This window comes from Limnochorda pilosa (assembly GCF_001544015.1).
GTDB classification, from domain to species: domain Bacteria; phylum Bacillota; class Limnochordia; order Limnochordales; family Limnochordaceae; genus Limnochorda; species Limnochorda pilosa.
This window is the reverse complement of sequence record NZ_AP014924.1, coordinates 828,607-849,504: the sequence shown is the minus strand read 5'-3', so window position 1 is coordinate 849,504 and position 20,898 is coordinate 828,607. Positions and strand designations below refer to the sequence as shown.

Annotated in this window: 17 protein-coding genes; 5 read left to right on the top strand and 12 right to left on the bottom strand. The window is 72.9% G+C overall.

The annotated features are described in order from the left end of the window. Positions 1-139 precede the first annotated feature (139 nt). The gene (locus tag LIP_RS03795) at positions 140-913 is read right to left on the bottom strand and encodes an SDR family oxidoreductase (protein WP_068134561.1); all 774 of its coding nucleotides are present in this window, start codon (positions 911-913) and stop codon (positions 140-142) included. A 291-nt stretch (positions 914-1,204) separates the two neighbouring features. Here LIP_RS03795 and LIP_RS03790 point away from each other — a divergent pair, with 291 nt between their 5' ends. Next, positions 1,205-2,806, top strand: coding sequence for a gamma-glutamyltransferase family protein (locus LIP_RS03790; RefSeq protein WP_068134558.1), 1,602 nt, complete (start codon positions 1,205-1,207; stop codon positions 2,804-2,806). 58 nt (positions 2,807-2,864) lie between these two features. Here the strand turns inward: LIP_RS03790 and LIP_RS03785 are convergent, their stop codons facing one another. The 10 genes from LIP_RS03785 to wecB form a co-directional block, all read right to left on the bottom strand. After that, complete coding sequence (locus LIP_RS03785) at positions 2,865-4,139, bottom strand: TRAP transporter large permease (RefSeq protein ID WP_068134554.1); 1,275 nt, start codon at positions 4,137-4,139, stop codon at positions 2,865-2,867. After that, positions 4,136-4,777 (bottom strand): TRAP transporter small permease, encoded by a 642-nt coding sequence (locus tag LIP_RS03780; RefSeq protein WP_144440310.1) that lies wholly within the window; start codon positions 4,775-4,777, stop codon positions 4,136-4,138. Before LIP_RS03780 ends, LIP_RS03785 begins: the two co-directional genes overlap by 4 nt. Before the next feature lie 6 nt (positions 4,778-4,783). Next, positions 4,784-5,803, bottom strand: a complete 1,020-nt coding sequence (locus tag LIP_RS03775) for a TRAP transporter substrate-binding protein (RefSeq protein ID WP_068134546.1) — start codon at positions 5,801-5,803, stop codon at positions 4,784-4,786. Positions 5,804-6,020: 217 nt separating this feature from the next. Beyond that, a complete protein-coding gene (locus tag LIP_RS19950; protein ID WP_158509545.1) occupies positions 6,021-7,013 on the bottom strand; it encodes a metallophosphoesterase in 993 nt (330 codons plus the stop codon). A 137-nt stretch (positions 7,014-7,150) separates the two neighbouring features. After that, entirely contained in the window at positions 7,151-7,378 is a 228-nt protein-coding gene (locus tag LIP_RS03760; RefSeq protein ID WP_068134535.1) for a hypothetical protein, read from the bottom strand. After that, positions 7,371-8,678, bottom strand: a complete 1,308-nt coding sequence (locus LIP_RS03755) for a Ger(x)C family spore germination protein (RefSeq protein ID WP_068134532.1) — start codon at positions 8,676-8,678, stop codon at positions 7,371-7,373. Before LIP_RS03755 ends, LIP_RS03760 begins: the two co-directional genes overlap by 8 nt. Beyond that, positions 8,675-10,303, bottom strand: a complete 1,629-nt coding sequence (locus LIP_RS03750) for a spore germination protein (RefSeq protein WP_082726561.1) — start codon at positions 10,301-10,303, stop codon at positions 8,675-8,677. Before LIP_RS03750 ends, LIP_RS03755 begins: the two co-directional genes overlap by 4 nt. A 239-nt stretch (positions 10,304-10,542) precedes the next feature. Further along, complete coding sequence (locus LIP_RS03745) at positions 10,543-11,658, bottom strand: GerAB/ArcD/ProY family transporter (RefSeq protein WP_068134528.1); 1,116 nt, start codon at positions 11,656-11,658, stop codon at positions 10,543-10,545. A 3-nt stretch (positions 11,659-11,661) separates the two neighbouring features. Next, on the bottom strand, positions 11,662-12,378 hold the full coding sequence (locus LIP_RS03740) for a hypothetical protein (RefSeq protein ID WP_068134525.1): 717 nt from the start codon (positions 12,376-12,378) through the stop codon (positions 11,662-11,664). A gap of 108 nt (positions 12,379-12,486) precedes the next feature. Next, positions 12,487-13,764 (bottom strand): non-hydrolyzing UDP-N-acetylglucosamine 2-epimerase, encoded by a 1,278-nt coding sequence (gene wecB / locus LIP_RS03735; protein ID WP_068134521.1) that lies wholly within the window; start codon positions 13,762-13,764, stop codon positions 12,487-12,489. Positions 13,765-13,826: 62 nt separating this feature from the next. Here wecB and LIP_RS03730 point away from each other — a divergent pair, with 62 nt between their 5' ends. Continuing rightward, a complete protein-coding gene (locus tag LIP_RS03730) occupies positions 13,827-14,816 on the top strand; it encodes a magnesium transporter CorA family protein (RefSeq protein WP_068134517.1) in 990 nt (329 codons plus the stop codon). 77 nt (positions 14,817-14,893) lie between these two features. On the opposite strand, the gene LIP_RS03725 is transcribed toward LIP_RS03730, so the two are convergent. Beyond that, positions 14,894-16,669, bottom strand: a complete 1,776-nt coding sequence (locus LIP_RS03725; protein WP_144440309.1) for an amidase — start codon at positions 16,667-16,669, stop codon at positions 14,894-14,896. Between the two features lie 135 nt (positions 16,670-16,804). Between LIP_RS03725 and LIP_RS03720 the strand changes: the two genes are divergently transcribed. The 3 genes from LIP_RS03720 (at position 16,805) to LIP_RS03710 (ending at position 20,832) form a co-directional block, all read left to right on the top strand. Continuing rightward, on the top strand, positions 16,805-17,755 hold the full coding sequence (locus LIP_RS03720) for a cytochrome c oxidase assembly protein (RefSeq protein ID WP_068134510.1): 951 nt from the start codon (positions 16,805-16,807) through the stop codon (positions 17,753-17,755). A gap of 220 nt (positions 17,756-17,975) precedes the next feature. Beyond that, positions 17,976-19,346 carry a 23S rRNA (uracil(1939)-C(5))-methyltransferase RlmD gene (gene rlmD / locus LIP_RS03715; protein ID WP_068134507.1) on the top strand — a complete coding sequence of 457 codons (1,371 nt, stop codon included), beginning with the start codon at positions 17,976-17,978 and terminating at the stop codon, positions 19,344-19,346. Positions 19,347-19,377: 31 nt separating this feature from the next. Further along, positions 19,378-20,832: an MFS transporter gene (locus LIP_RS03710; RefSeq protein WP_144440308.1), complete on the top strand. Its 1,455-nt coding sequence runs from the start codon at positions 19,378-19,380 to the stop codon at positions 20,830-20,832. Positions 20,833-20,898: the final 66 nt, after the last annotated feature.

Here is a 20,898-nt window from a genome sequence, read left to right as displayed (position 1 = left end):
CGGGCCCCTTGATGACCCGCTACCCATCTTCCGTGGCGGGCGGTGGCGCTCCTGCCTGAGCGGGCCTGAGAGCGGTCCGGCCCCGAGGCCAGGATCCGCCCAAGGTCCGCGTCCTCCGTCCCTGGGTGGGCCCTCTGTCTCATTGGGCCGTCAGGGCCCCATCCACGGGCAAGACGGCGCCGGTGACGAAGGAGGCCCGGTCCGACAGGAGGGCCACCACCATGCCGGCGATCTCCTCGGGCTTCCCCAGGCGGCCGATGGGGTGCAGTCCGGCGATCTTCTCGTAGGTCTCCCGCTGCCGGCCTGCCGCCACACCCCGCTCCATCACCATGGGAGTCTCGATGAAGCCGGGGCAGACGGCGTTCACCCGGATCCCACGGGCGGCGTACTCCACCGCCGCCACCCGGGTGAGACCCACCACCCCGTGCTTGGCCGCCGTGTAGGCCGCGGCGTTGGGGAAGGCCACCAGACCCAGGATGGAGGCCATGTTGACGATGGCGCCTCCGCCCTGCTCGAGGAGTTCCGGGATCTCGTGCTTCATGCAGAGCCAGACGCCTTTCAGGTTGACGGCCACGACCCGGTCGAACATCTCCTCAGGATACTCGGCCAGTGGTGCGAGGGTCCCCTCGATGCCCGCGTTGTTCACGGCCACGTCCAGGCGACCGAAACGGTCCACGGTGCTGCGCACCAGGGCGGCCACGTCCGAGTCGCGAGAGACGTCGGTGCGGATAAAGACGGCGTCTCCGCCCGCTTGGGTCATCATCCGAACGGTCTCCTCGCCGCCCTCGACCGCTACGTCCGCCACCGCCACCCGGGCGCCCTCGCGAGCCATCGCGAGCGCGGTCGCCCTGCCGATGCCCGAGGAACCCCCGGTCACCAGGCCGGCCTTCCCCTCCAGTAGACGCTCCGCCATCACGCGTCCCCTCCCCGCTCCTTGATGATGGTGCCACCCAGTCCCATTATCTCCCATCCTGGCCGACCAACCCAGGGTGAAATGTCCCCGCCTGCCGGGACCCGCGGGCCGGGGCAGGCGCGGTCGACCCGGAACCCTTGGGGCTGTGGGCGCTCTTTCGGCCGACGCCGGTCGGCTGGATGGGTTATCATGGAACGGAGGAGGTGCCTTCCGGGGGGACCCTGAGCTCCGCCAGGTCTGTGCTCCTGAAGCGGAAGGTGATCTCCCTCAGGACCCAAGGAGGCCTGATCCATGCAGCCCTTCGACTACGGCTCGCCCTTCCCGTCCCGCCGCTCGCCGGTGATGGCCCGGCACGGCATGGTGGCCACCAGCCACCCGCTGGCGGTGGCCGCGGGGCTCGAGGTCCTGCGCGAGGGAGGCAACGCGGTGGACGCGGCCATCGCCACCGCCGCCGCCCTGACGGTGGTGGAGCCCACCTCCAACGGGCTGGGCTCCGACGCCTTTGCGCTCGTCTGGGACGGCACCCGCCTCCACGGTCTCAACGCCTCCGGGCGCAGCCCCAGGCGCCTCACCGCCCAGCTGGTGCGAGAGGCCGGTTTCTCCGTCATGCCCATCGACGGCTGGCTCCCGGTGACGGTGCCCGGGGCGGTTTCCGGCTGGGTGGCCCTCTCCCGGCGCTTCGGCCGCCTCTCCTTCCGCCGCCTCTTCCAGCCGGCCATCCGCTTCGCTGAGGAGGGCCACCCGGTGCCGCCCCTCACCGCTCGGGCCTGGCAGTTCGCCGAGCGTCGCTTCGGCGCCCGGGAGGACTTTCGGGCCGCCTTCCTCCCCGGCGGGCGGGCGCCCCGGGCCGGCGAGCTCTTCCGTCTCCCGGAGCAGGCCGAAACCCTTCGGAGCATCGGGGAGAGCGAGGGCGAGGCCTTCTACCGGGGCGAGCTGGCCTCGCGCATGGTGGCCCACGCCGAGGCCCAGGGAGGCCTCCTGGCCCAGGAGGACCTGGCGGACCACGAGCCCGAGTGGGTGGAGCCCCTGGGGATGAGCCGCCGGGGCTACCGGCTGTGGGAACTGCCGCCCAACGGACAGGGCGTGGTGGCCCTGGAGGCCCTGGGCCTCCTGGACCCACTGGACCTGGGGTCCGAGCTCCTCGCCGGGCGGAGGCTCCACCTCCTGGTGGAGGCCCTGCGGGCCGCCTTTGCCGATGCCTACGCCCACGTGGCCGACCCCACGGTCACGCGGGTCCCGGCCAGCCGCCTGCTGGAAGCGGGCTACCTGGACGAGCGTCGACGCCTGCTGGGTGAGCACCGGAACCCCCAGATCGCGTCCGGTCGCCCCGGCACCGGAGACACCGTCTACCTCTGCACCGCCGACGCCGAGGGCAGGATGGTCTCCTTCATCCAGTCCAACTACATGGGCTTCGGCTCAGGGGTGGTCGTGCCGGGCACCGGCATCGCCCTCCAGAACCGGGGGGCAGGCTTCACGCTGGAAGAGGGCCATCCCAACCAGGTGGGGCCCGGCAAGCGCCCCTTTCACACCATCATCCCGGCCTTCCTCTCCACCGAGGCGGGGGAGCCCCTGGCCGCCCTCGGCGTCATGGGCGGCGACATGCAGCCTCAGGGCCACCTGCAGGTGCTCCTCAGCCTGCTGGACCACCGCCTCGATCCCCAGGCCGCCCTGGACGCGCCCCGGGTCCACCTCCTGCCCGACGGGCGGGTGGCCCTGGAGCCCGGCATCCCCGCCGAGGCCCGGGAGGACCTGGCCCGGCGGGGCCACACCCTGGCCGCCGACATGGGCCTCTTCGGCTTCGGCGGGGGCCAGATCATCTGGCGGGACGCCGGCCAGGGCGTTTACATAGCCGGATCCGATCCCCGAAAGGACGGCCTGGCCATGGGGTTCTAGCGAGAATTCCCTGCCAGCCCTGGCCGGGCTCTCCTCACCGGGCGACCACCTGCAGCCCTCACCGCGCCAGCGCCGGCAGCCAGAGGGAGAGGGCCGGCACGTAGGTCACCAGGAGCAGGATCGCGATCGAGGCCAGAATGAAGGGCACCAGCGCCCGGGAGAGGTCGCCGAGCGGCACCCGCCCGATGGAGGAGACCACGAAGAGGGAGGCGCCCACGGGCGGGGTCACCAGGCCGATGACCAGGTTGAGCACCATCACCACGCCGAGGTGGATGGGATCCACCCCCAGCTCGCGGGCCAGGGGCAGCAGCACCGGCACCAGGATGAGGAGGGCGGGTGCGGGCTCCAGGGGAATCCCGATGAGGAGCAGCGCCGCGTTGATGAGCAGCAGCACCACCCAGGGCTCCGCCGAGATCGACAGGAGCCAGCCCGCCAGCTGCTGGGGGATCCGCTCGGCGGCCATGATCCACCCCAGGCTGTCGGTGGTGCCGATCATGAGCATCACCACGCCCGTGGTGATCGCCGTCTCCCAGAGGATCCGGGGCAGGTCCCGGACCGAGAGCTCCCGGTAGACCAGACCGCCCACGACCAGCGCGTACAAGACGGCTACCGCCGCAGCCTCGGTGGGGGTGAAGACGCCGCCCAGGATCCCCCCCAGGATGATGGCCGGCATCAGCGCGGCCAGCAACCCGCCCCGCACGCCCGCCGCCAGCTCGACCAGGGTGGCCCGGCGTTCCCGGGGGTAGCCGTCGCGCACCGCGACCGCGTAGGCCACCCCCATCTGTGCGAGGCCCAACAGCAAACCCGGGATCGCCCCGGCCAGGAAGAGGGCCGAGATGGAGGCGCCCGCGCTCACCCCGTAGAGGATCATGGGGATCGAAGGCGGGATGATGGGCCCGATGAGGGAGGAACCGGCCACCACCGCCGCTCCGAAGGCCTTGCGGTAGCCGGCGCGCTCCATGGCCGGGAGCATGATGGAGCCCACCGCGGAGGCGTCGGCGGCGGCGGCTCCCGAGATCCCCGAGAAGAAGATGCTGGTGACGACGCTGATCTGGGCGAGCCCGCCCCGCAGCCATCCCACCAGCACCCGGGACAGCTCCACCAGGCGCTGGCTCAGCCCCCCGGCGTTCATGAGCGCCCCGGCCAGGATGAAGAGCGGGATGGCCATGAGCTGGAAGGAGTCGGTGGCGGAGAAGAGCCGCTGCACCACGATGGCCAGCGGCACCCGCCCCTGGACCAGGAAGAAGAGGACGGAGCTCAGCCCGATGACGAAGGCGATGGGCACCCCCATCGCCAGGAACCCGGCGAAGGAGCCTACCAGGAGCCAGGTCATGCGGGCCCCACCCCCTCGTGGCGGCCGTCCTCCCCGCCTCCGGGGCTCTCCCCTTGCCCGCTCTCGGAGTCGCCCTCGGTCCCGCCCTCGGGCAGGCTGGGGGGACGTGCCGGACGAAGGAGGCTGGCCGCCAGGTGAACCAGCATGATGAAGCTGGCCGCGGGGATCGCTCCATAGGGGATGCCCATGGGGATGCGCATCGCCGGCGAGAGCTGGCGCATGTTGAGGCGGGCCAGGGCGAGCCCCTGGTCCAGGAGGAGCCAGAGCAACCAGCCGGTGGCGAGATTGGCCAGCAAGCACGCCACGCGCCGCGCCCGGTCCGGCAGCCGGGCCACCAGCAGGTCCATGCCCGGGTGGAGCCCCGCCCTGAGGGCGCTCGACGCCCCCAGGAGCGAGAGCCAGACGAAGCTGTAGCGGGCCAGCTCCTCAGACCAGGAGAGCGGGCGTTCCAGGACGAACCGGAAGAGCACCTGCGCGAGGAGGGCCGTGCTCATCACGGCCACCAGCAGGGCCGCCCCCCACCGGGCCGCCCCGTCGAGGCCGGCGCTCAACCGATCCAGGGCGCGCCCGGCGGCGACGCCCGCCCGGCGCGCCGACGGCAACCCGAGCGGGCGCCCTTCGCGCAGGGCCCTCCCCACGCCGCCCTACTCCCCCGCCCGGAGGATGCGGTCGATCAGATCGCCGAAGCGGGGCCGGTACTTGTCGTAGACGGGCGCCATGGCCTGCCGGAAGGGCGCCTTGTCGGGCCGGGTGAACTGCATGCCCAGCCTCTCCAACTCGGCCACTTGGTCCCGCTCCATCTGCCGGGCCGCCTCCCGCTCGCTCCGGGAGACCTCCCGGGCCGTCTCCACCAGCACCTGCTGCAGGTCCTGGGGCATGCCCTCCAGGAGCCGCTGGTTGATGAGGACGAGGGCCGGCGCGTAGAAGTGCCCCGTGAGCGCCGCGTGCTTCTGCACCTCGTAGATCCGGTGGCTGGTGAGCACCGGGATGGGGTTCTCCTGGCCGTCGATGACCCCCTGCTCCAGGGCCGTGTAGACCTCACCCCAGGACATGGGGGTGGCCTGGGCGCCCAGGGCGTTGAAGGAGTCCACGTGGATCGGGTTCTCCTGCACCCGGATCTTGAGGCCCCGGACATCGGCGGGGCTGTTCACGGGCCGGCGGCTGTTGGTGAGGTGCCGGAAACCCTGCTCCCAGAGGGCGAGGCCCACCATGCCCAGTCCGGCGGAGTTGAGCCGGTCCAGCAGCTCCCGGCCCACGGAGCCGTCCAGCACCGCGTCCACGTGGTCGTAGTCCCGGAAGAGGAAGGGCAGGTCCATCACCTGGAAGTCGGGCAGGAAGTTGGCCAGCACGGCCGTACCCGTCACGACGATGTCGATGGCGCCGAACTGGAGAGCCTCCACTTCCTCCCGCTCGCCCGGCCCCAGCTGCCCGCTGGGGAAGAGGTCGATACGGACGCGGCCGCCGCTCCGCTGAGCCACCTTCTCCGCGAACTCCCGGGCGCCCACGTTGTAGGGATGGGCCGCGTCCACCGCGTTCGCTAGCTTGAGCACGTACTGGGGCGCGGCTCCCGCGGGGGCGGAGCCGGCCAGGGACAGGGCCAAGGTGACCAGGAGCGCCGAGACGAACGGGACGAGGCCGCCGCTCTTGGTGCGAAAGGCGGACACAGGCTTCCCTCCTGGGACGATGATGTGGCAAAGCGTGTTAGTTTCGATTCTACTTACGTCCTGGACTCCTGTCAACGCAGGGCAGGCTCGCCGGCGGGGGGAGCAGGGGACCGGCCAGCCGGGCCGTGGCCTACCTCGTCCTGTGCGCCGCGGCGCGGCGGCTGGCCGAGGGGCCCCTACGCGAGAGCCTGGTGGGCCGGGGGTTGGACGGCCTCTTCTATGCCCTTCTGGTCCTGGCTGCCAAGGGCTCTCCCGCCACCGCCGGCCCCGCCAGGGGTTCCACGGCGGTCTCCGGCGGGTGCTCCGCAACCGGAACCGGCCCAAGCGGCAGCTCCAGCAGGGCCACCTGGGGGCGGCAGCGGAAGCGCACCGGGAGATGGCTCCAGCCCAGCCCCCGGCTGACGTGGAGCCAGGTTCCTCCCAGGTGGTAGACCCCGTCCAGGTAGGGAGAGCGCTCCTTCATCCACGCCCACACGGGGCCCAACCACGGCAGGTTCACCTGGCCGCCGTGGGTGTCGCCCGCCAGCACCAGGTGGAAGCCCTTCTCCGCCGCCTCCGGCGCCGTGCCGGGCCAGTGGGAGAGAAGCAGGCGCACCTCGCTTCCCTGGTGCGGAACCCCGTTCTGGGCGGCCCGGGCGGCGTCGCCCCTCATGGCCCGGGCCAGGTCCGCCACACCCTTCCGGGCATCGTCCACCCCCACCACCCAGACCCGCCACCCGGGTCCGCTCACCCACGACGAGCGGTTGCGCAACAGGTGCACCCCCGCCCGGCGGAGGGCGGCCTCCAGGCGTGCCCGGTCGGCCGGCTGGAGCAGGAAGTCGTGGTCGCCCAGCACCGCGAAGGTGGGGGCCACGCTGGCGATCTGAGCCGCCCAGGCACGCAGGGCCTCGTGGCCCCGGGCGCCTTCGGCAAGGTCGCCGGTGAGGCAGATCAGGTCCGGAGCCAGGCGGGCGGCGGACCGGAGCACGCGCCGCTCCCGACCCCCGAGGCCCCTCAGGTGGAGGTCCGACAGGTGAAGGATGCGCAGGGTGGGCCCCGGATCGGCAGGGGTGCGCCCCGTGCCGGCCGCGGCCGCATCGGTCGCCCCGGGCGCCCGCCCCCGTCCAGGCGCCGGCGCTCCACCCGGGGCCAGCGGGGCTCCACCAGGCTTCGAACCAGGACCGCCGTCGCCAGCAGGCTCACGATCCACCCCAACCAGCTCATCCGTCAACCTCCCGGGGAGCCCGACCTCGAGAGCGCGTCGGCCCGGGATGGCCCAGGGGCCCGCCGCTCTCCCCGCCCGGCACCCTATCTTCCTCCCTGCGCCCGGCACTTCCTTCCGGGAGCTGCGCCAGGGCGAGCCCGAGGCTACCCCCCGGTCAGCAGCCGTCCCACAGGATCAAAGATCCGGTCCAGGAAAGGGGCCAGGTCGGGCGGTGGGTCCAGGAGGATGAGAAGGTTCCCCAGAACCAGGCCCACGAACCAGAGGGCCCAGCCGGCCACGGCCTCCCGCTGGTACCCGTTCCGCCAGAGGGGGGCCCCCTCCCAGTACGCGTAGACCGCTACGCCCAGCGTGAAGAGCGCGGCGCTAATCACGGGGCGGCCCCCCGCCCGGCGGCAGGTCCGAAGCCCCCTCGGGAACCTGGCCCGGCTCGCCGGCCGGGTAGTGCCTGAAGGGCACCTCGGGCTCGTTCACGGGCTCAGGCACCAGCCCGATGCGGCGCACCTCCAGGTCCACCTGAGGCCGGAACCGCACCTGGGGGAAGAGCTGGTCCCACTCCTTCGACCACCGCTCCCGCCAGCCCTCGGGGTCGCTCTTGTAGAGGGCGAAGCCGAAACCCAGCACGTCCGCGTTCAGCCTCTGGGCGGCCTCGACGCCTCGCCGGATGCGGGCCGCCAAGGTGCGCTCCAGGAGGCTCTCCACCCGCCGCACCACCACCGTGTCCGTCAGGTCCAGCCGGGCGCTGTTCTCCGCGACGTCGTCGATGCCCCTCACCTTCAGCACGGCCTCGGGACCCGCCGGCGTCATCCGCACGTCGAGCTTGGTCACCGCCCGGATCACCCGGGCCGTCACCGCGCCCCCCTCGGGCGGGAAGGCGGTGATGTTCGCCTCCCTGATCTGGTTCTTCACCCAGAGGATGGCCCGGGCCTCCTGGGGCCCCACGAATCCCACCAACCGGTCGCCCTTGAACAGGGCGGCCCCCGTCAGGCGCAGTTCCTGCCGAATGGGCGAGGGGCCTCCTCCGCCGCCCCCTCCCCCACCGCCACCCTCGGTGGCGGACGGCCTGAGGGCGGGCACGGCCGCCAGCCGGGCCGTGATCGGCTCCACCCCTTCCCGCCCGAGCTGGTCCGCGAGGGTGCCCACCGTCGCCCTGGGCAGCAGGCCGAAGTCCTGCAGCTCCTCCACCACCACCCCGGGAACCGATTCCAGCGCCGGTTGGGCCCGAAGGACCGCCAGGCCCTCCCCTTCCGTCACCAGGACAGGGGTGCGCAGGCGCACGTCGCGGTTGGTGGCGAAGAGGCCGATCACGTCGGCGATGCCGCGCCTGGCGAGCTTCTCACCCAGCACGATGAAGCCGGTGTGGCCGAGGCGGATCCGCCGTGAGAGCTCCTGCTGCAGGCTGGCCAGGGCTTCGGTGAGGGAGCGGCCCTCCTTGCTGAAGAGGGCCACCGTCTGCCCCTCCGCCAGCCCGCCACCCCCGCCCCCGCCCATTCCGGACCCGGCGGGTCCCCCTACCTGCCTGGGCAGGATCACCTGGATGCTCAACCGGTAAGGGAGTGCGTCGCCCACGTCCACCGCCATCCCGGTGGCCAGGGCAAGGTCGTTCACCTCCAGGCGGTCCCAACAGCCCCCGGCCAGGAGGGCCACCAGCACGAAGGGTAGCAGCCGCCTCACCCGGATCCCCCCCGGCCCTGCTCCTGCGGTTCGCGTTCCTGCGATCCCGCCCCGGCGTCAGTCGACGGCTTGCTGGGAAGGGGCGGGTCGGTCAAGGCGGCGGGGTCCGTAGGCGGCGCCGGGCGCATCCCCTGGGCCGCGCGCTGCACGTTGGAACCGGCGGTCATCCGGGGGCGGAAGAGGTCGCTCCACTGGGGCCGCCGGACCAAGACGTCGGCCAACGCCCCCGGCTGCAGGGGCGCCAGGGGGAAGAGGTAGGGGACACCGAAGCTCCGCAGGTCCGCCAGGTGCACCAGGATGGCCAGCACCGCGAGCCCCAGGCCGTAGAGGCCCAGCATGCCCCCCAGGACCAGCACGGGGAAGCGAAGGAAACGAATGGCGAGCGCCATCTCGTAGGTGGGCGTCGTGAACGAGGCGATGCCGGTGATGGCCACCAGGATCACCATGGGCGCGGAGACGATCCCCGCGCTCACCGCCGCCTGACCGATCACCAGCGCCCCCACGATGCTCACCGCCTGCCCCACCTGCTGGGGCAGCCGCAGACCCGCCTCTCGCAAGACCTCGAACATGACCTCCATCATCAGCGCTTCCAGGAAGGCCGGGAAAGGCACCCCCTCCCGGGCGGCTGCCAGGGTGATGAGGAGGCTCGTGGGCAGCATGTCCGCGTGGAACGTGGTCACCGCCACGTAGAGCGAAGGCAGCATGAGGGCCAAGAACATGAAGGCCAGCCGCAGGAGGCGCAGGGCGCCTGAGACGAAGGGGTTATGGTAGTAGTCCTCCGGCGCCTGGAAGAAGCTCCAGAACGGCGCCGGAACGATCAGGGCGTACGGCGTGTTGGCGGTGAGGATGGCCACCCGCCCCTCCAGGAGCTCGGCGGCCACCACGTCGGGCCGCTCGGTAGACCGCACCACGGGGAAGAGGGAGAAGGGCTCGTCCCGGATCAGCTCCTCCAGGTACTCGCTCTCCAGCACCCCGTCGATCTGGATCCGCTGGACCCGGCTCCGGACCTCCTGAACCATCGCATCGGGGGCGATCCGGTCCAGGTAGGCGATGACCACGTCCGTGCGGGTGTAGGTGCCCAGGGTGAGGGCCTCGAGCTTGAGGCAGGGGGTCTTCAGCCGGCGGCGGAGCATGGAGGTGTTGGTGCGGAGGACCTCCACGAAGGCCTCTCGCGGGCCCCGGATCACCGCCTCCGCGGTCGACTCGCTGATGCCCCGCTGCTTCCAGCCCCGATGGCTGGCCACCAGCGCCGTCGCCTCGCCGTCCACCAGGAGGGCGGTGTCGCCGTCGAGGACGGCGTTCGCCACCTCCCCCAGGGTGCGGGCCTCCTTCACCTGGGAGACGGCGAGGGCGTGGTGGTTCACGAGGGCCTGGACCGACTCCGTCACGCCTCCCGTCCGCATGGGGAAGGCGTCGTACATCAGGGGCTTCACCAGGTGATCATCGATCCAGGCCATCTCCACCATGCCGTCGATGTAGACGACTGCTGCCTCGCGCCCGCCCGCCAGGCGGAAGCGGCGGAGCACCCAGTCCGAGGCCCGCCGGAAGAGCGCGCGCAGGCCCCCCAGGTTCTCGTCCAGGGAGAACCCCAGGGGCAGCTCCTGAAGCTCCTCGATGCCCGTCATGAGCAGCTGGAGCCGCTGCCCCCGGCCCAGCGCCCCCCCGGCCTGGCCCAGGGTGGCCTCGTAGCGCGCCAGGATCTCGCGCATGGACCGGCTGGCCTGGTGCAGCTCGCTCGGGGAGGAACGGGCCTCCGCTTCCCGGAACGCTTCCTGAGCCTGGCGCGAGCGATCCACCGCGTCCGCGCTTCCAGGCGCCGTCCGTTCAGGCCCAGTGGGGCGGCGCCCTTGCCTTGCCGGACCCGTCACGTTCCCACCGGGCGGGCCCGCAGGGAGAAGACGAGCAGGATCAGCGGGATCACGCCCCCCAGCAGGATGGCGTAGACGGGCAACACCTGCTCGGTGAAGTGCACCAGGTCCCCCAGGGTGCGGAAGAGCAAGGTGCCGGCCAGGGTCATCAGGAGACCCACCGGCGCCACCAGCACCCGGGCTCCCCGCAGGGCCAGCACTTCGCTCCCCACCATGGCGCCTGCGTGGAGAAAGGCCGTGATCTCCACGAAGGACGCCATGTGCCAAAAGGCAAGGTAGAGCGCCTCCGTACGCGAGAGGAACTCGATCGGCCGGACCTCCCGGGCCAGCTTCAGCATCAGCACCACCGAGTGACTGGCCATGTGCACCCCCAGGACGGCCTGGGCCGCCACCAGGGAGGCGACAAGGAGCAGGCCGGTCATCGCGAGCCCCGAGAAGAACGGTCTTGCCACACCCCGCGGGCCCTGCACGAAGGGAAAGGCGATCTCCATCAGGATCTGCGCCTGAAGGAGCCAGGCCAGGGGCCAGACGGCTCCCCGAAGGATGGCGCTTGACTGGGTGGTGAGGAGAGGCGGGATGCGGTCGAGGCGGAAGTCGCTCCACGCCAGGCCGAAGAGCAGGAGGAGGCTGAAGACCAGCAGGGGCGTGGCCACCTGGCCGATGCGCGCCAGGACCTCGACGCCCCGGCGCGCCGCGTAGACGCAGAGGGCGATCTGGCTGCCGGCGATGACCAGCGCCGGCGTCGTCGGCAGGACGGTGATGCCCAGCGCCTCGCTGAAGGCCCGCAGCAGCAGGGCACCGTGCACCAGGATGCCCACGAAGTAGAGCAGCCCAACCGCCCCACCCGCCCAGGGCCCCCACTCGATTCCCAGGATCTGCACCAGGGTCCGCCCCGGGTGGCGCATGGAGACCTGCCAGGCCGCGGCCAGCACGACCATGGCCGCTGCGGTGGCCAGCAGCAGGGAGAGCCACCCGTCCTGCCGGGCCTGGCCGGCCACCACGCTCAAGGACGGCACGTAGAGCACGCTGGTGGGGAGGACGACCGCGACCACCAGCCCGCAGACCTGGCCGGGGCTGATCTTGCCCGCCTCAGGAGGCCGGGTGAGATCCACGCGTCACGCCCCTTGCCGGCCTCTGGCCTGGCGGCGCAGGATGTTCTCGATCCGCGCCACGAGCTCCTGGGAGCGGTCCACGATCTCCTTCAGGTTCCGCAGGTTCTCGTTGAGCGCCTCGGAGAGGTCGAAGTTGGCCTGGGCCAGCCTCTGGGCCACCCCCTGCACCTGGAGGCCGCCCGCCCCACCCGAGGGGGCTGCGCGCCCCTGTCCCGTCCCCTGGGTGGGTTCGGCCCACTGCGGTTCCGCCGTGCCACGCTCCCCGGCCTGGGACCCGCCCGCTCCGGCCCCCGCTGCGGCCCCTCCACCGGACTGGGCTCCACCCGGCATGCCCGTGGCCCCTGCAACGGGAGGAAATCCCTTGAGCTCCATCGGCCCGCCGTTGCTCGGGCCACCGTTGCCTCGCCGGAGGATCTGTTCGACCTGCTCCGACAACCGCTGCCGCTCTTGGCTCTCCTGGACCAGCTTCTCGCTCAATTCCCGGCGGAGCTCGGCCAGGGAGCGACCCAGTTCCGCCAGGCCGTCCGCGGGGCCGAGCCCGGCAGCCGCCGGGCCGGCCGCGCCCTGGGGCCGCCCCACGCGCACCGGGCGCCTGGCTGCCACCGGTTGGGCCCTATGGCCGGCCGCCTGCGGGCCACCCTCCAGGACCTCCTGGGAGCGACCCGCCAGCGCCTCTTGTACCACCGCCGCGATCTCGGCTCGATCGGCTTCGGTCAGCACCCGTCCCACCCCTGACGGGGGAGCCCGCAGGCTCCCCGAGGTGCGACGGCCCGATCTGGTCGGGCAGGATCCGTCGCCCGCGCCTAGCGTGGTCTGGAGGGGCAGGACCTATGCGGCGGGGGGATCAGGAGGCTGGAAGGGCTCGAAGGGTTCTCCCAGGAGGGCCGAGGCGATCCGCTCCGAGGCGCGGCCGTCACCGAAGGGGTTGGGGAAGCCGTGCCGCCCACGGCTCCCATCATCCGCCGGGACGCCCGGAAGGGCATCCCCCGGGCGCGCGGTCACCAGCAGCGCCCGAGCACCCTCCACGATCCGCCGCACGTCGGTGCCCACCAGCCGGGCCACGCCTGCCTGTACCGCCTCGGGGCGCTCCGTCTCCTCCCGAAGCACCAGCACGGGACGGCCGAAGGCGGGCGCCTCCTCCTGCACCCCGCCCGAGTCGGAGAGGATCAGCACGGCGCGCTCCATCGCCTTCAGAAAGGGAAGGTAGCCCAGGGGCTCGGTGAGGCGGACCCGCTCGTGCCCGCCCAGAAGGGCTTGGGCCGTCGCCCGCACCCGCGGGTTGGGGTGGCAGGGGAAGAGCACCCGCGCCCGGGGCTCGGCCTGCAGGATCTCCAGCACCGCCCGGCAGACCCGCTCCAGGGGCTCGCCCCAGTTCTCCCGCCGGTGGGAGGTGAGGAGGATCCCCAGGCTCCCCGGCTCGCCCAGCCACTCCAGCGCGGCGAGGGCCCAGGCGGGCACGGCCAGGGCGTCGTCCCCTCCAGCGCCCGGAGCCGCCTCGTTCCCCTGCGGTCCTTCCGGGTCCCTGTCGGGCACCGCCCGCAGGGGGAGGGCGGCGATCTGGCGAAGGGCATCCACCACCGGGTTCCCCGTGATGCGGACAGCGGCGGCCTCCACCCCCTCCCGCGCCAGGTTGGCCGCCGCCCTGGGGGTGGCGGCCAGGTGCAGGCTCGCCAGGCGCGTGATGAGGCGGCGGTTCGCCTCCTCCGGGTAGGGGAGCCAGAGGGTGGAGGTGCGCAGGCCCGCCTCCACATGGGCCACGGGGACCCGGGCGTAGAAGGCGGCCAGCGCGGCCGCGAAGGCGGAGGTGGTATCGCCCTGGACCACCACCCAGTCGGGGCGCTCCTCCTGCAGGACGGGCTCGAGCCCTTCCAGCACCCGGGCGGTCACCTGGGTGAGGCCCTGGCCGTGGCGCATGATATCCAGGTCCCGGTCCGGCCGGATGCCGAAGAGGGTGAGCATGGCGTCCAGCAGCTCCCGGTGCTGCCCCGTGACCACCACCCGCACCGTGGCGGGCGCTCCCGCGGCGCGGCGCCGGCCCAGCTCCTGGATGACCGGCGCCAGCTTCACGGCCTCCGGCCGGGTGCCGAAGACGACCAGTGCTTTCACCTGTCTCCCCCCAACCTCTGGACCCGGCCCACGGCCGGGGCCGCTCTAAGGAAGGTGAGTCCATGCTGCACGCTCTGCTCTGGCAGGAAGGCTCCGTCACGCCCCTGGAGGGGACAGGCGCCGTGCTCGAGGCCCACCGGCACGGCCAGGGCCTCCTGTGGCTGGACCTCCACCAGCCAGAGCCCTCTGAGCTCGACCTGCTGCGTGAGGGCTTCGGCTTCCACCCCCTGGCGGTGGAGGACTGCGCCCTGCCCAGCGAACTTCCCAAGCTGGAGCCCTACCCCGGTTACGCGTTCCTCATCTTCCACGGCCTGGCGTCGTCGGGCAGGCAGGGCCGCCCCGGGGTAAAGCTCCTGGAGATCGACCTCTTCTTCGCCCCCGGCGCCGTGGTGACCTCCCACCTGGAGCCGGCGCCGCACCTGGACCGCCTGCGCGAGCGCCTGCCCGCCCAACCCCAGCCCATGGCCCGAGGGGCGGCCTTCCTCCTCCACACCATCCTGGACGAGACGGTGAACGAGATGGAGCCCCTGGTGGCCGCCTGGGAGGAGGAGGTGGACCGACTGGACGACGGCATCCTCGGGGGCGATGCCACCACCCTCCGCCGGATCCTGGCCCTGCGGCGCCGCTTCAAGGCGCTGGGCCGGCGGATCGCGCTGGACTCGCCCGTGATCCGCTCCCTGGCCAGCCCCAGCGGCCCCGTCCAGGAGGAGACGGCCTACGCTTACTTCCGCGACGTGGACGACCACCTCCGTCGCCTGGAGGACCGCCTGACCGCCCTCCACGAGGGGATGGCCACCGCGGCCGAGCTCTACCTCTCCCTGCGTTCCCAGGAGGCGACCGCCGCGGCCAATCGGGCCAACCTGGTGATGGAGAGGCTCACGGTGGTGGCCACCTTCTTCATGCCCCTCACCTTCGTGACCAGCCTCTACGGCATGAACTTCCGCTTCATGCCCGAACTCGAATGGCGATGGGGCTACCCGGCGGTGCTGCTGGCCATGGCGGCCATCGCCTACGGCCTCTACCTGGACTTCCGCCGGCGGGGGTGGATCTGAGCCGCGCTCGCCGCCTGGGGTCCAGCCCCGCGCCGGTGCCCGCTGCCAGCCCGGGGGACGGGCCCGCCGGGGTGCCCTCAGGGTGCGCCGGGCCCGAGCCGCTCCTCCAGGCGGGCCCCCACCCGCAGGAGCCGTTCCTCCTGCCACGGCGGCGCCACCAGCTGCACCGCCGGCGGCCAGCCCCTCCCCTCCCCGGCGGGCAGGGTGAGGGCCGGCAGCCCCGTCACGTTGAAGGGGCTGGTGAGGCGGGTGAACGCCGCCTGCAGGGGCCACTCCTGCCCCGCCACCCGTACCTGGCGTGTTCCCGAGGGGGGCGGCGCGAGCGGCAGGGTGGGCAGGAGCAGCAGGTCCCACCGGCGGAAGGCCTCGAGCACCGCCTCCTGGATGGCCCGGCGGAGCTGCTGCGCCCGCAGGTAGTCGGTGGCCAGCAGGAAGCGGCCCAGCTCCAGCCGGAAGCGGACGTCCTCCCCCATCCGGTCGCCGAAGCGGCGCAGCCGTTCGTAGTGGGCCGCGAGCGCCTCGGCCGCCAGGGTGAAGAACTGGGCCAGGGGGGCGCGGGCGAGCTCGGGGAGCTCCAGCCGCCCCACCTGGAGCCCTTCGTCCTGAAGCAACCCTGCGACCCGGGCCACGGCGTGCGCCACCTCGGGTTCCACCGCCTCCACGAACGCTCCGGCCAGCCACGCCACCCGCCAGGTGGGAAGACGCTGGCCCCGGTCTCCCACCAGGGCGTCCACCAGACCGCTCACGGGTCCGCCGGTGCAGGTCGAATCCCGGCCGTCGGGGCCTGCCAGCACCTCCAGGAGGGCAGCCGCGTCCTCCACCCGGCGGGCGATGGGCCCCACGTGGTCCAGGGTGAAGCCCAGGGGCAGCACGCCCGTCCGCGGCACCCGGCCGTAGGTAGGCTTCAGCCCCACCACGCCGCAGGCCGCGGCGGGGATGCGGACGGACCCGCCCGTATCGGTCCCCAGGGCCGCCGCGGCCAGGCCCGCGGCCACCGCCGCCGCCGATCCTCCGCTGGAGCCGCCCGGGGTGTGCCCCGTCAGGAGGGGGTTGCCCACCCATCCGAAGTGGGGGTTCTCGCTGGTGATGCCGTAGGCCAGCTCGTGCAGGTTGGTGGCGCCCAGCACCACCGCCCCCGCCTGCCGCAGGCGGGCCACCGCGGCGGCCTCGGGGCGTGCCGACCGGTCTCCTTGCCGCTCGGCCACCACGCTTGCGGATCCCCCCGTGGTGCCGTATCCGCCGATCTCCATCAGGTCCTTCACCGCCAGCGGCACGCCCAGCAGACCGCCCCCCTCCCCGGGTGCCCCCTGGGCGCGGAGCCGCTCGTCGGCCGCCTCGGCCTCCTTCAGGGCCCCATCCACGAAGCGGGAGGTGAAGGCGTTGAGGCCGGCGGCGGGCGCCCCGGGCTCAGAGGCCTCCAGGTAGGCCTGGGTCACCTGCCGGGCCGAGACGGCCCCGCGGCAGAGGGCGTCCCGGAGCTGCACCACCCCCAGCTCCTGCACGGGACCCGGGGGCGCGCCCGGCCCGTGTGGGCTGCCGCTCGCCGGGAGCGCGCCGGGTTCGGGGGCTCCGGCAGCGGCGCGGTCCTCGAACCCCGGCAGGGGCGCACGCACGGTGAGTGGCTCCCCCTCCAGGACCGCGGCCTCCATCTGCGCGAAACCGTCCGCCTGCTGCTCCAGGTGCCGCTGCCAGCGCCCGGCCCGATCGGGCTCCTGGAGCAACCCCCGCAGCCGGGCCACCGCCTCCACCAGCGGCCTGCTCCATGCCCCGTCCCCCGCGGGGATCGTCACGTCGTCCACTCCGGTCCACCCCCGTCCCCGGTCCTTCCGCACCGGACACCCGCCCCGTCCCACGGGCGGGCCCTCCCGGCAGGAGCTTCCACGATCGGGCCGCGGCTCCCTCCCCGGCGGAGCGGCCGGGCGAGCTCGCAACCAGGAGGGGTTCGCAAGAGCGGCGGCGAAGATGGCCCGGGTAAGGAGGGGTTTCTCATGGCGGCGCCGCGGCGGGCATGCGACCGTCCTCCCCAGAAGACCGTCTGGATCCGAAGGCTCCTGCCTGCGACCGCCTGGCTCCTTCCGGGCCCGGTCCTGGCCCACGGCGTCGCAGGACCGGCTCGAACGGCCACCCTCGGGTGGGGCGACTGGTCCCTGGACCCCATGATCCTCCTGGGGCTCGCCCTGGCCGTGGCCAGCTACGAGCGGGTACGCCGCCGCTTCCCCGTCCGGGCCGGGCGGGCCTACGCGTTCTGGGCCGGGCTCGTGATCCTCTTCCTGGCCTGGGAATCCCCTCTCGACCAGGGCGGCGAGCGCTACCTCTTCACCCTCCACATGGTGCAGCATGTCCTCACCATGAGCGTCGCCCCCGTCCTCCTGGTGCTGGGCCTGCCCCCGGGCTTCACCGTCTGGTTGAGCCAGCGCTCCCGTCTGGCACCACGGGTGCGGGCCCTCCTCCGGCCCTTGCCCGCTTTCCTTCTCTTTGCGGGCAACTTCGCCGTCTGGCACGTTCCCTCGCCGTACGAGGCGGCCCTGGTCCACCCCGGGGTCCACGCGGTGCAGCACCTCCTCTACTTGGCGCTGGGCCTCCTCTTCTGGAGCGTGGTCCTGGCGCCGGGCGGGCAGCCCTCGGGGATCTCCGAGGGGACGCGGATCCTCATGCTCTTCGGGGCCAACGTGGCCAACTGGGCCGTGAGCTTTCCCCTGGCCATCGCCGAGGAGGCCGTCTACGCACCGTACCGCCTGGCGCCCCGCCTGTGGGGCCTGAGCCCCGTGGCCGATCAGGCCCTGGGCTCGGGCATCATGTGGATGATGGGGCACATGACCTACGGCATCCCCATGGTCCTCCTGCTGCTCCGCTGGCTCCGGCGGGAGCTGCGCAGGGAACCCGTCGTGCCAGACCCCGGACCCGCTCCGGAAGGCGAACCCGGCCACGTCAGGCCCTAGGCAAGACCCTTCGGCAGGCCCCACTCCTCCGCGCAGCGGGCGATCCTCTCCACCCTCCAGCTCTCTCCTGCGGAGGAGACGGGCGCGCCCTGCCGGCGGAGTCCTCCAGGTAGCGGGCAGCTAAGTTCCACCCGCCGGGCGGCAGGGTCCCACGAGCCGGTAGCGAACCGGGATCTGGGACGCTGCAGGGGTTGGGCGTCGTGGGAACAGGAGGCGCAGGATGCCCGATCAGGCTGCCGAGCAGGTGATGGACCTGCGCATCGAGGGACTGGATGCCGAGGGGGTCGGCCTGGCCTCGCGGGGAGCCGACCGCGTGCGCATCCCCGGGGCGCTCCCCGGCGAGCGGGTGGAGGCGATCCCTGCCCGCCGGCACCGGCACCGGGTGGAGGGCCGGTTGCTGCGGGTGCTCGAGCCTGCTCCCGAGCGTGTGGCGGCCCCCTGCCCTCATTACGGCGAGTGCGGTGGCTGCAGCCTCCAGCACCTGGACTACCCGGCTCAGCTGGCCTTCAAGCGACGCCGGGTGAAAGAGGCCCTGGCGCGAGCGGGCGTGACGGTAGACGTACCTTCCGTGATAGGCATGGAGGAGCCGTGGGGCTACCGGAACAAGGTGGACCTGAGCTTTGGGCACGACCCGTCCCGAGGCGTCCGGCTCGGCTTCCATCGCCGGGGCCGCTGGCACGAGGTGGTTCCCGCCGCCGGGTGCCTCATCGCTCCCCCGGAGCTGTTGGCGGCCGTGCGCGCCGTGGAAGGGTGGGCCCTGGCGCACGGCCTGGACGCCTACGACCCCCGCACCCACACGGGCTTCCTCCGTACTCTGCTCCTGCGGGAAGGCAGGGCCACGGGCCAGCGGATGGTCGCGCTGGTGACCGCCGGGGCCGAAGCGCTTCCTGGCGCCGGCGCCCTCCGCGAGGCGGTGGCCCGGGTCGTGCCCGGCCTCCGAAGCCTGCTGTGGGTGGTGAACGAGGCGCCCTCGGACGCGCTCAAGGTGGACCGGGTGCAGGTGCTCTGGGGCGAGGAGGCCATCGAGGAGGAGCTGGGGGGGCTTCGCTACCCGGTGGCGGTGGAGAGCTTCTTCCAGACCAACACGCTCCAGGCCCGGCGACTGCTGGCCACAGTCCTGGAGCTGGCGAAAGCAGCGCCCACGGACGGCGTCTTGGACCTTTTCTGCGGCGTGGGGACCTTCGCGCTGGCCCTGTCGCCCCGGGTGCGGAACGTGGTGGGGATCGAGTGGGTGGAGGAGGCGGTCCAGAGCGCCCGTCGCCTGGCCGAGGCGGCCGGGTTCAGCAACGCCCGCTTCCTCGCGGGCCCGGTGCGGCTGCTCTTGCCCGAGGCCGCGGCCGGCCTGGGTGGCGTGGACCTGGTGCTCCTGGACCCGCCGCGCTCGGGGGCAGGCGGCAAGGTGATGCGGAAGATCGGCCGGGCGGCGCCCCGCCGGGTGGTTTACGTCTCATGCAATCCCCAGACCCTGGGCGAGGACCTGGTCCACCTCCTCCCCTTCGGGTATCGGGTGAACCAGGTGCGGGCGTTGGACCTCTTCCCCCACACGCCCCACGTGGAGACGGTGGTCCGTCTCGAGCGCACCGGACGATAGACCGACGGGAGTGAGGGGGGAGGTGAGACCCGTGGAGCAGAGCCCGCAAGGACCGGGCGCCGGAGCCCGGCCAGCCGCCCGACCGGCAGGCCGCCCGGCGAGGCCCAACCGGAAGGCGATGCACGCAAGCCTGTGGGATGGCATCTGGAGCAGCGCCAGCGAGAACGCGATGCTCCCCTTCATCCCCATGTTCGCCCTCGCCCTGGGCGCCGGACCGGCGGCCATCGGCCTCGTGGCGGCCTTCCCCACCCTCCTGGGCAACCTCTTCCAGATCCCCGCCGCCCGCCTGGCCGAGCGCTTCGGGCACCGCCGCCTCTACCTGCTGGGGAGCCTGGGCCGGCTCCTCTGGCTCCCCGTGGCTCTCCTGCCCTTCCTGGACCTCCCCGCCGATACGGCCGTGGCGCTCCTCATCGGCCTCCTCTCGCTGCGCACGGCGGTGATCAGCCTGGCGGTGCCGGCCTGGACCACCCTCATGGCCCAGGCGGTGCCCCTCCGCCTGCGGGGGCGCTACTTCTCCAACCGGAACCTGTACGCGAGCCTCTCGGCCCTGCTGGCCGCGGCTTCGGGCGGCTGGCTGGTACGCCTGGCCGGATACCCCGCCGGTTACGCCGCCCTCTTCGGCGTGGCCACCCTCGCGGGACTGCTGGCCGTGGAGAGCGTCACCCGTATGCCGGTGGAGCCCTTGGAGCCCGCCCACCGGCCGTCGCACGCCCCCTCCAGCGGGCCGGATCACCCGCCGGCCGAGGCGGCCCCCCAACCCCACCCGCCCCTCTCGCCCGGGCTCCACCTGGGCTTCGGGGCGCGGCTGCGGGCCGTCACCCGGGCCTTCCGGCCGGACCAGCCCTTCAGCCGGTACATCCTCACATCCTTCGCCTGGACCTTCGCGGTGAACCTCCCCGCCCCCCTCTTCGCCGTCCACTTCAAGCAGGTGCTCGGCGGCAACGAGGCCATCTGGGGCCTCACCACCGCCACCAACCTGACGGTGACCATGATCGGCCAGCGGTACTGGGGCCGTCGCACCGTCACCCTGGGCGACCGGAACATCGTGATCCTGGGCGGGCTGGGGGCGAGCCTGCTGGCGTTGCTCTGGGCGGTCATCCCCGCCCCCTGGTATGTCTTCGGCCTGGAGCTCCTGGGCGGGATGGCCTGGTCCGGTTACAACCTGGCCGCCTTCACCTTGCTCCTGCGGGTACTGCCGCCGCACAACCAGGCCGGCCGCGTGGCCGCCTACAACACGGCGGTGGGCCTCGCCGCGGGGTTGGCGCCCATGCTGGGCGGGTTCCTGGTCTCTTTCCTGGGCACCCGGGGCATGTTCCTCCTCTCGGGCACCCTCCGCCTGGTGGCTCTGGCCTTCTTCGCGCGCGCAGTGCAGGTGCCCCACACCCCTCCGCTGCGCCTGGGCGCGCTCCGCCCGCAACGGGGGCACCTGTCTCGGCCCCTCCGGCTGCGACCCCTGTGGCGCCCCTGGATTCGGCCCGTTCGCTGATCGCTTTCCTGCAGGAGTCTTCCACCGCCCGGCGTATTATTTGCGTTTAACCGCAACCGCTCTCTG

Excerpts from the sequence above, each read along its gene's own strand:
- LIP_RS03795 (WP_068134561.1), bottom strand. The coding sequence starts at position 913 with ATGGCGGAGCGTCTACTGGAGGGGAAGGCCGGCCTGGTGACCGGGGGT.
- LIP_RS03790 (WP_068134558.1), top strand. The coding sequence starts at position 1,205 with ATGCAGCCCTTCGACTACGGCTCGCCCTTCCCGTCCCGCCGCTCGCCG.
- LIP_RS03785 (WP_068134554.1), bottom strand. The coding sequence starts at position 4,139 with ATGACCTGGCTCCTGGTAGGCTCCTTCGCCGGGTTCCTGGCGATGGGG.
- LIP_RS03750 (WP_082726561.1), bottom strand. The coding sequence starts at position 10,303 with ATGACGGGCATCGAGGAGCTTCAGGAGCTGCCCCTGGGGTTCTCCCTG.
- LIP_RS03730 (WP_068134517.1), top strand. The coding sequence starts at position 13,827 with ATGCTGCACGCTCTGCTCTGGCAGGAAGGCTCCGTCACGCCCCTGGAG.
- LIP_RS03720 (WP_068134510.1), top strand. The coding sequence starts at position 16,805 with ATGGCGGCGCCGCGGCGGGCATGCGACCGTCCTCCCCAGAAGACCGTC.
- rlmD (WP_068134507.1), top strand. The coding sequence starts at position 17,976 with ATGCCCGATCAGGCTGCCGAGCAGGTGATGGACCTGCGCATCGAGGGA.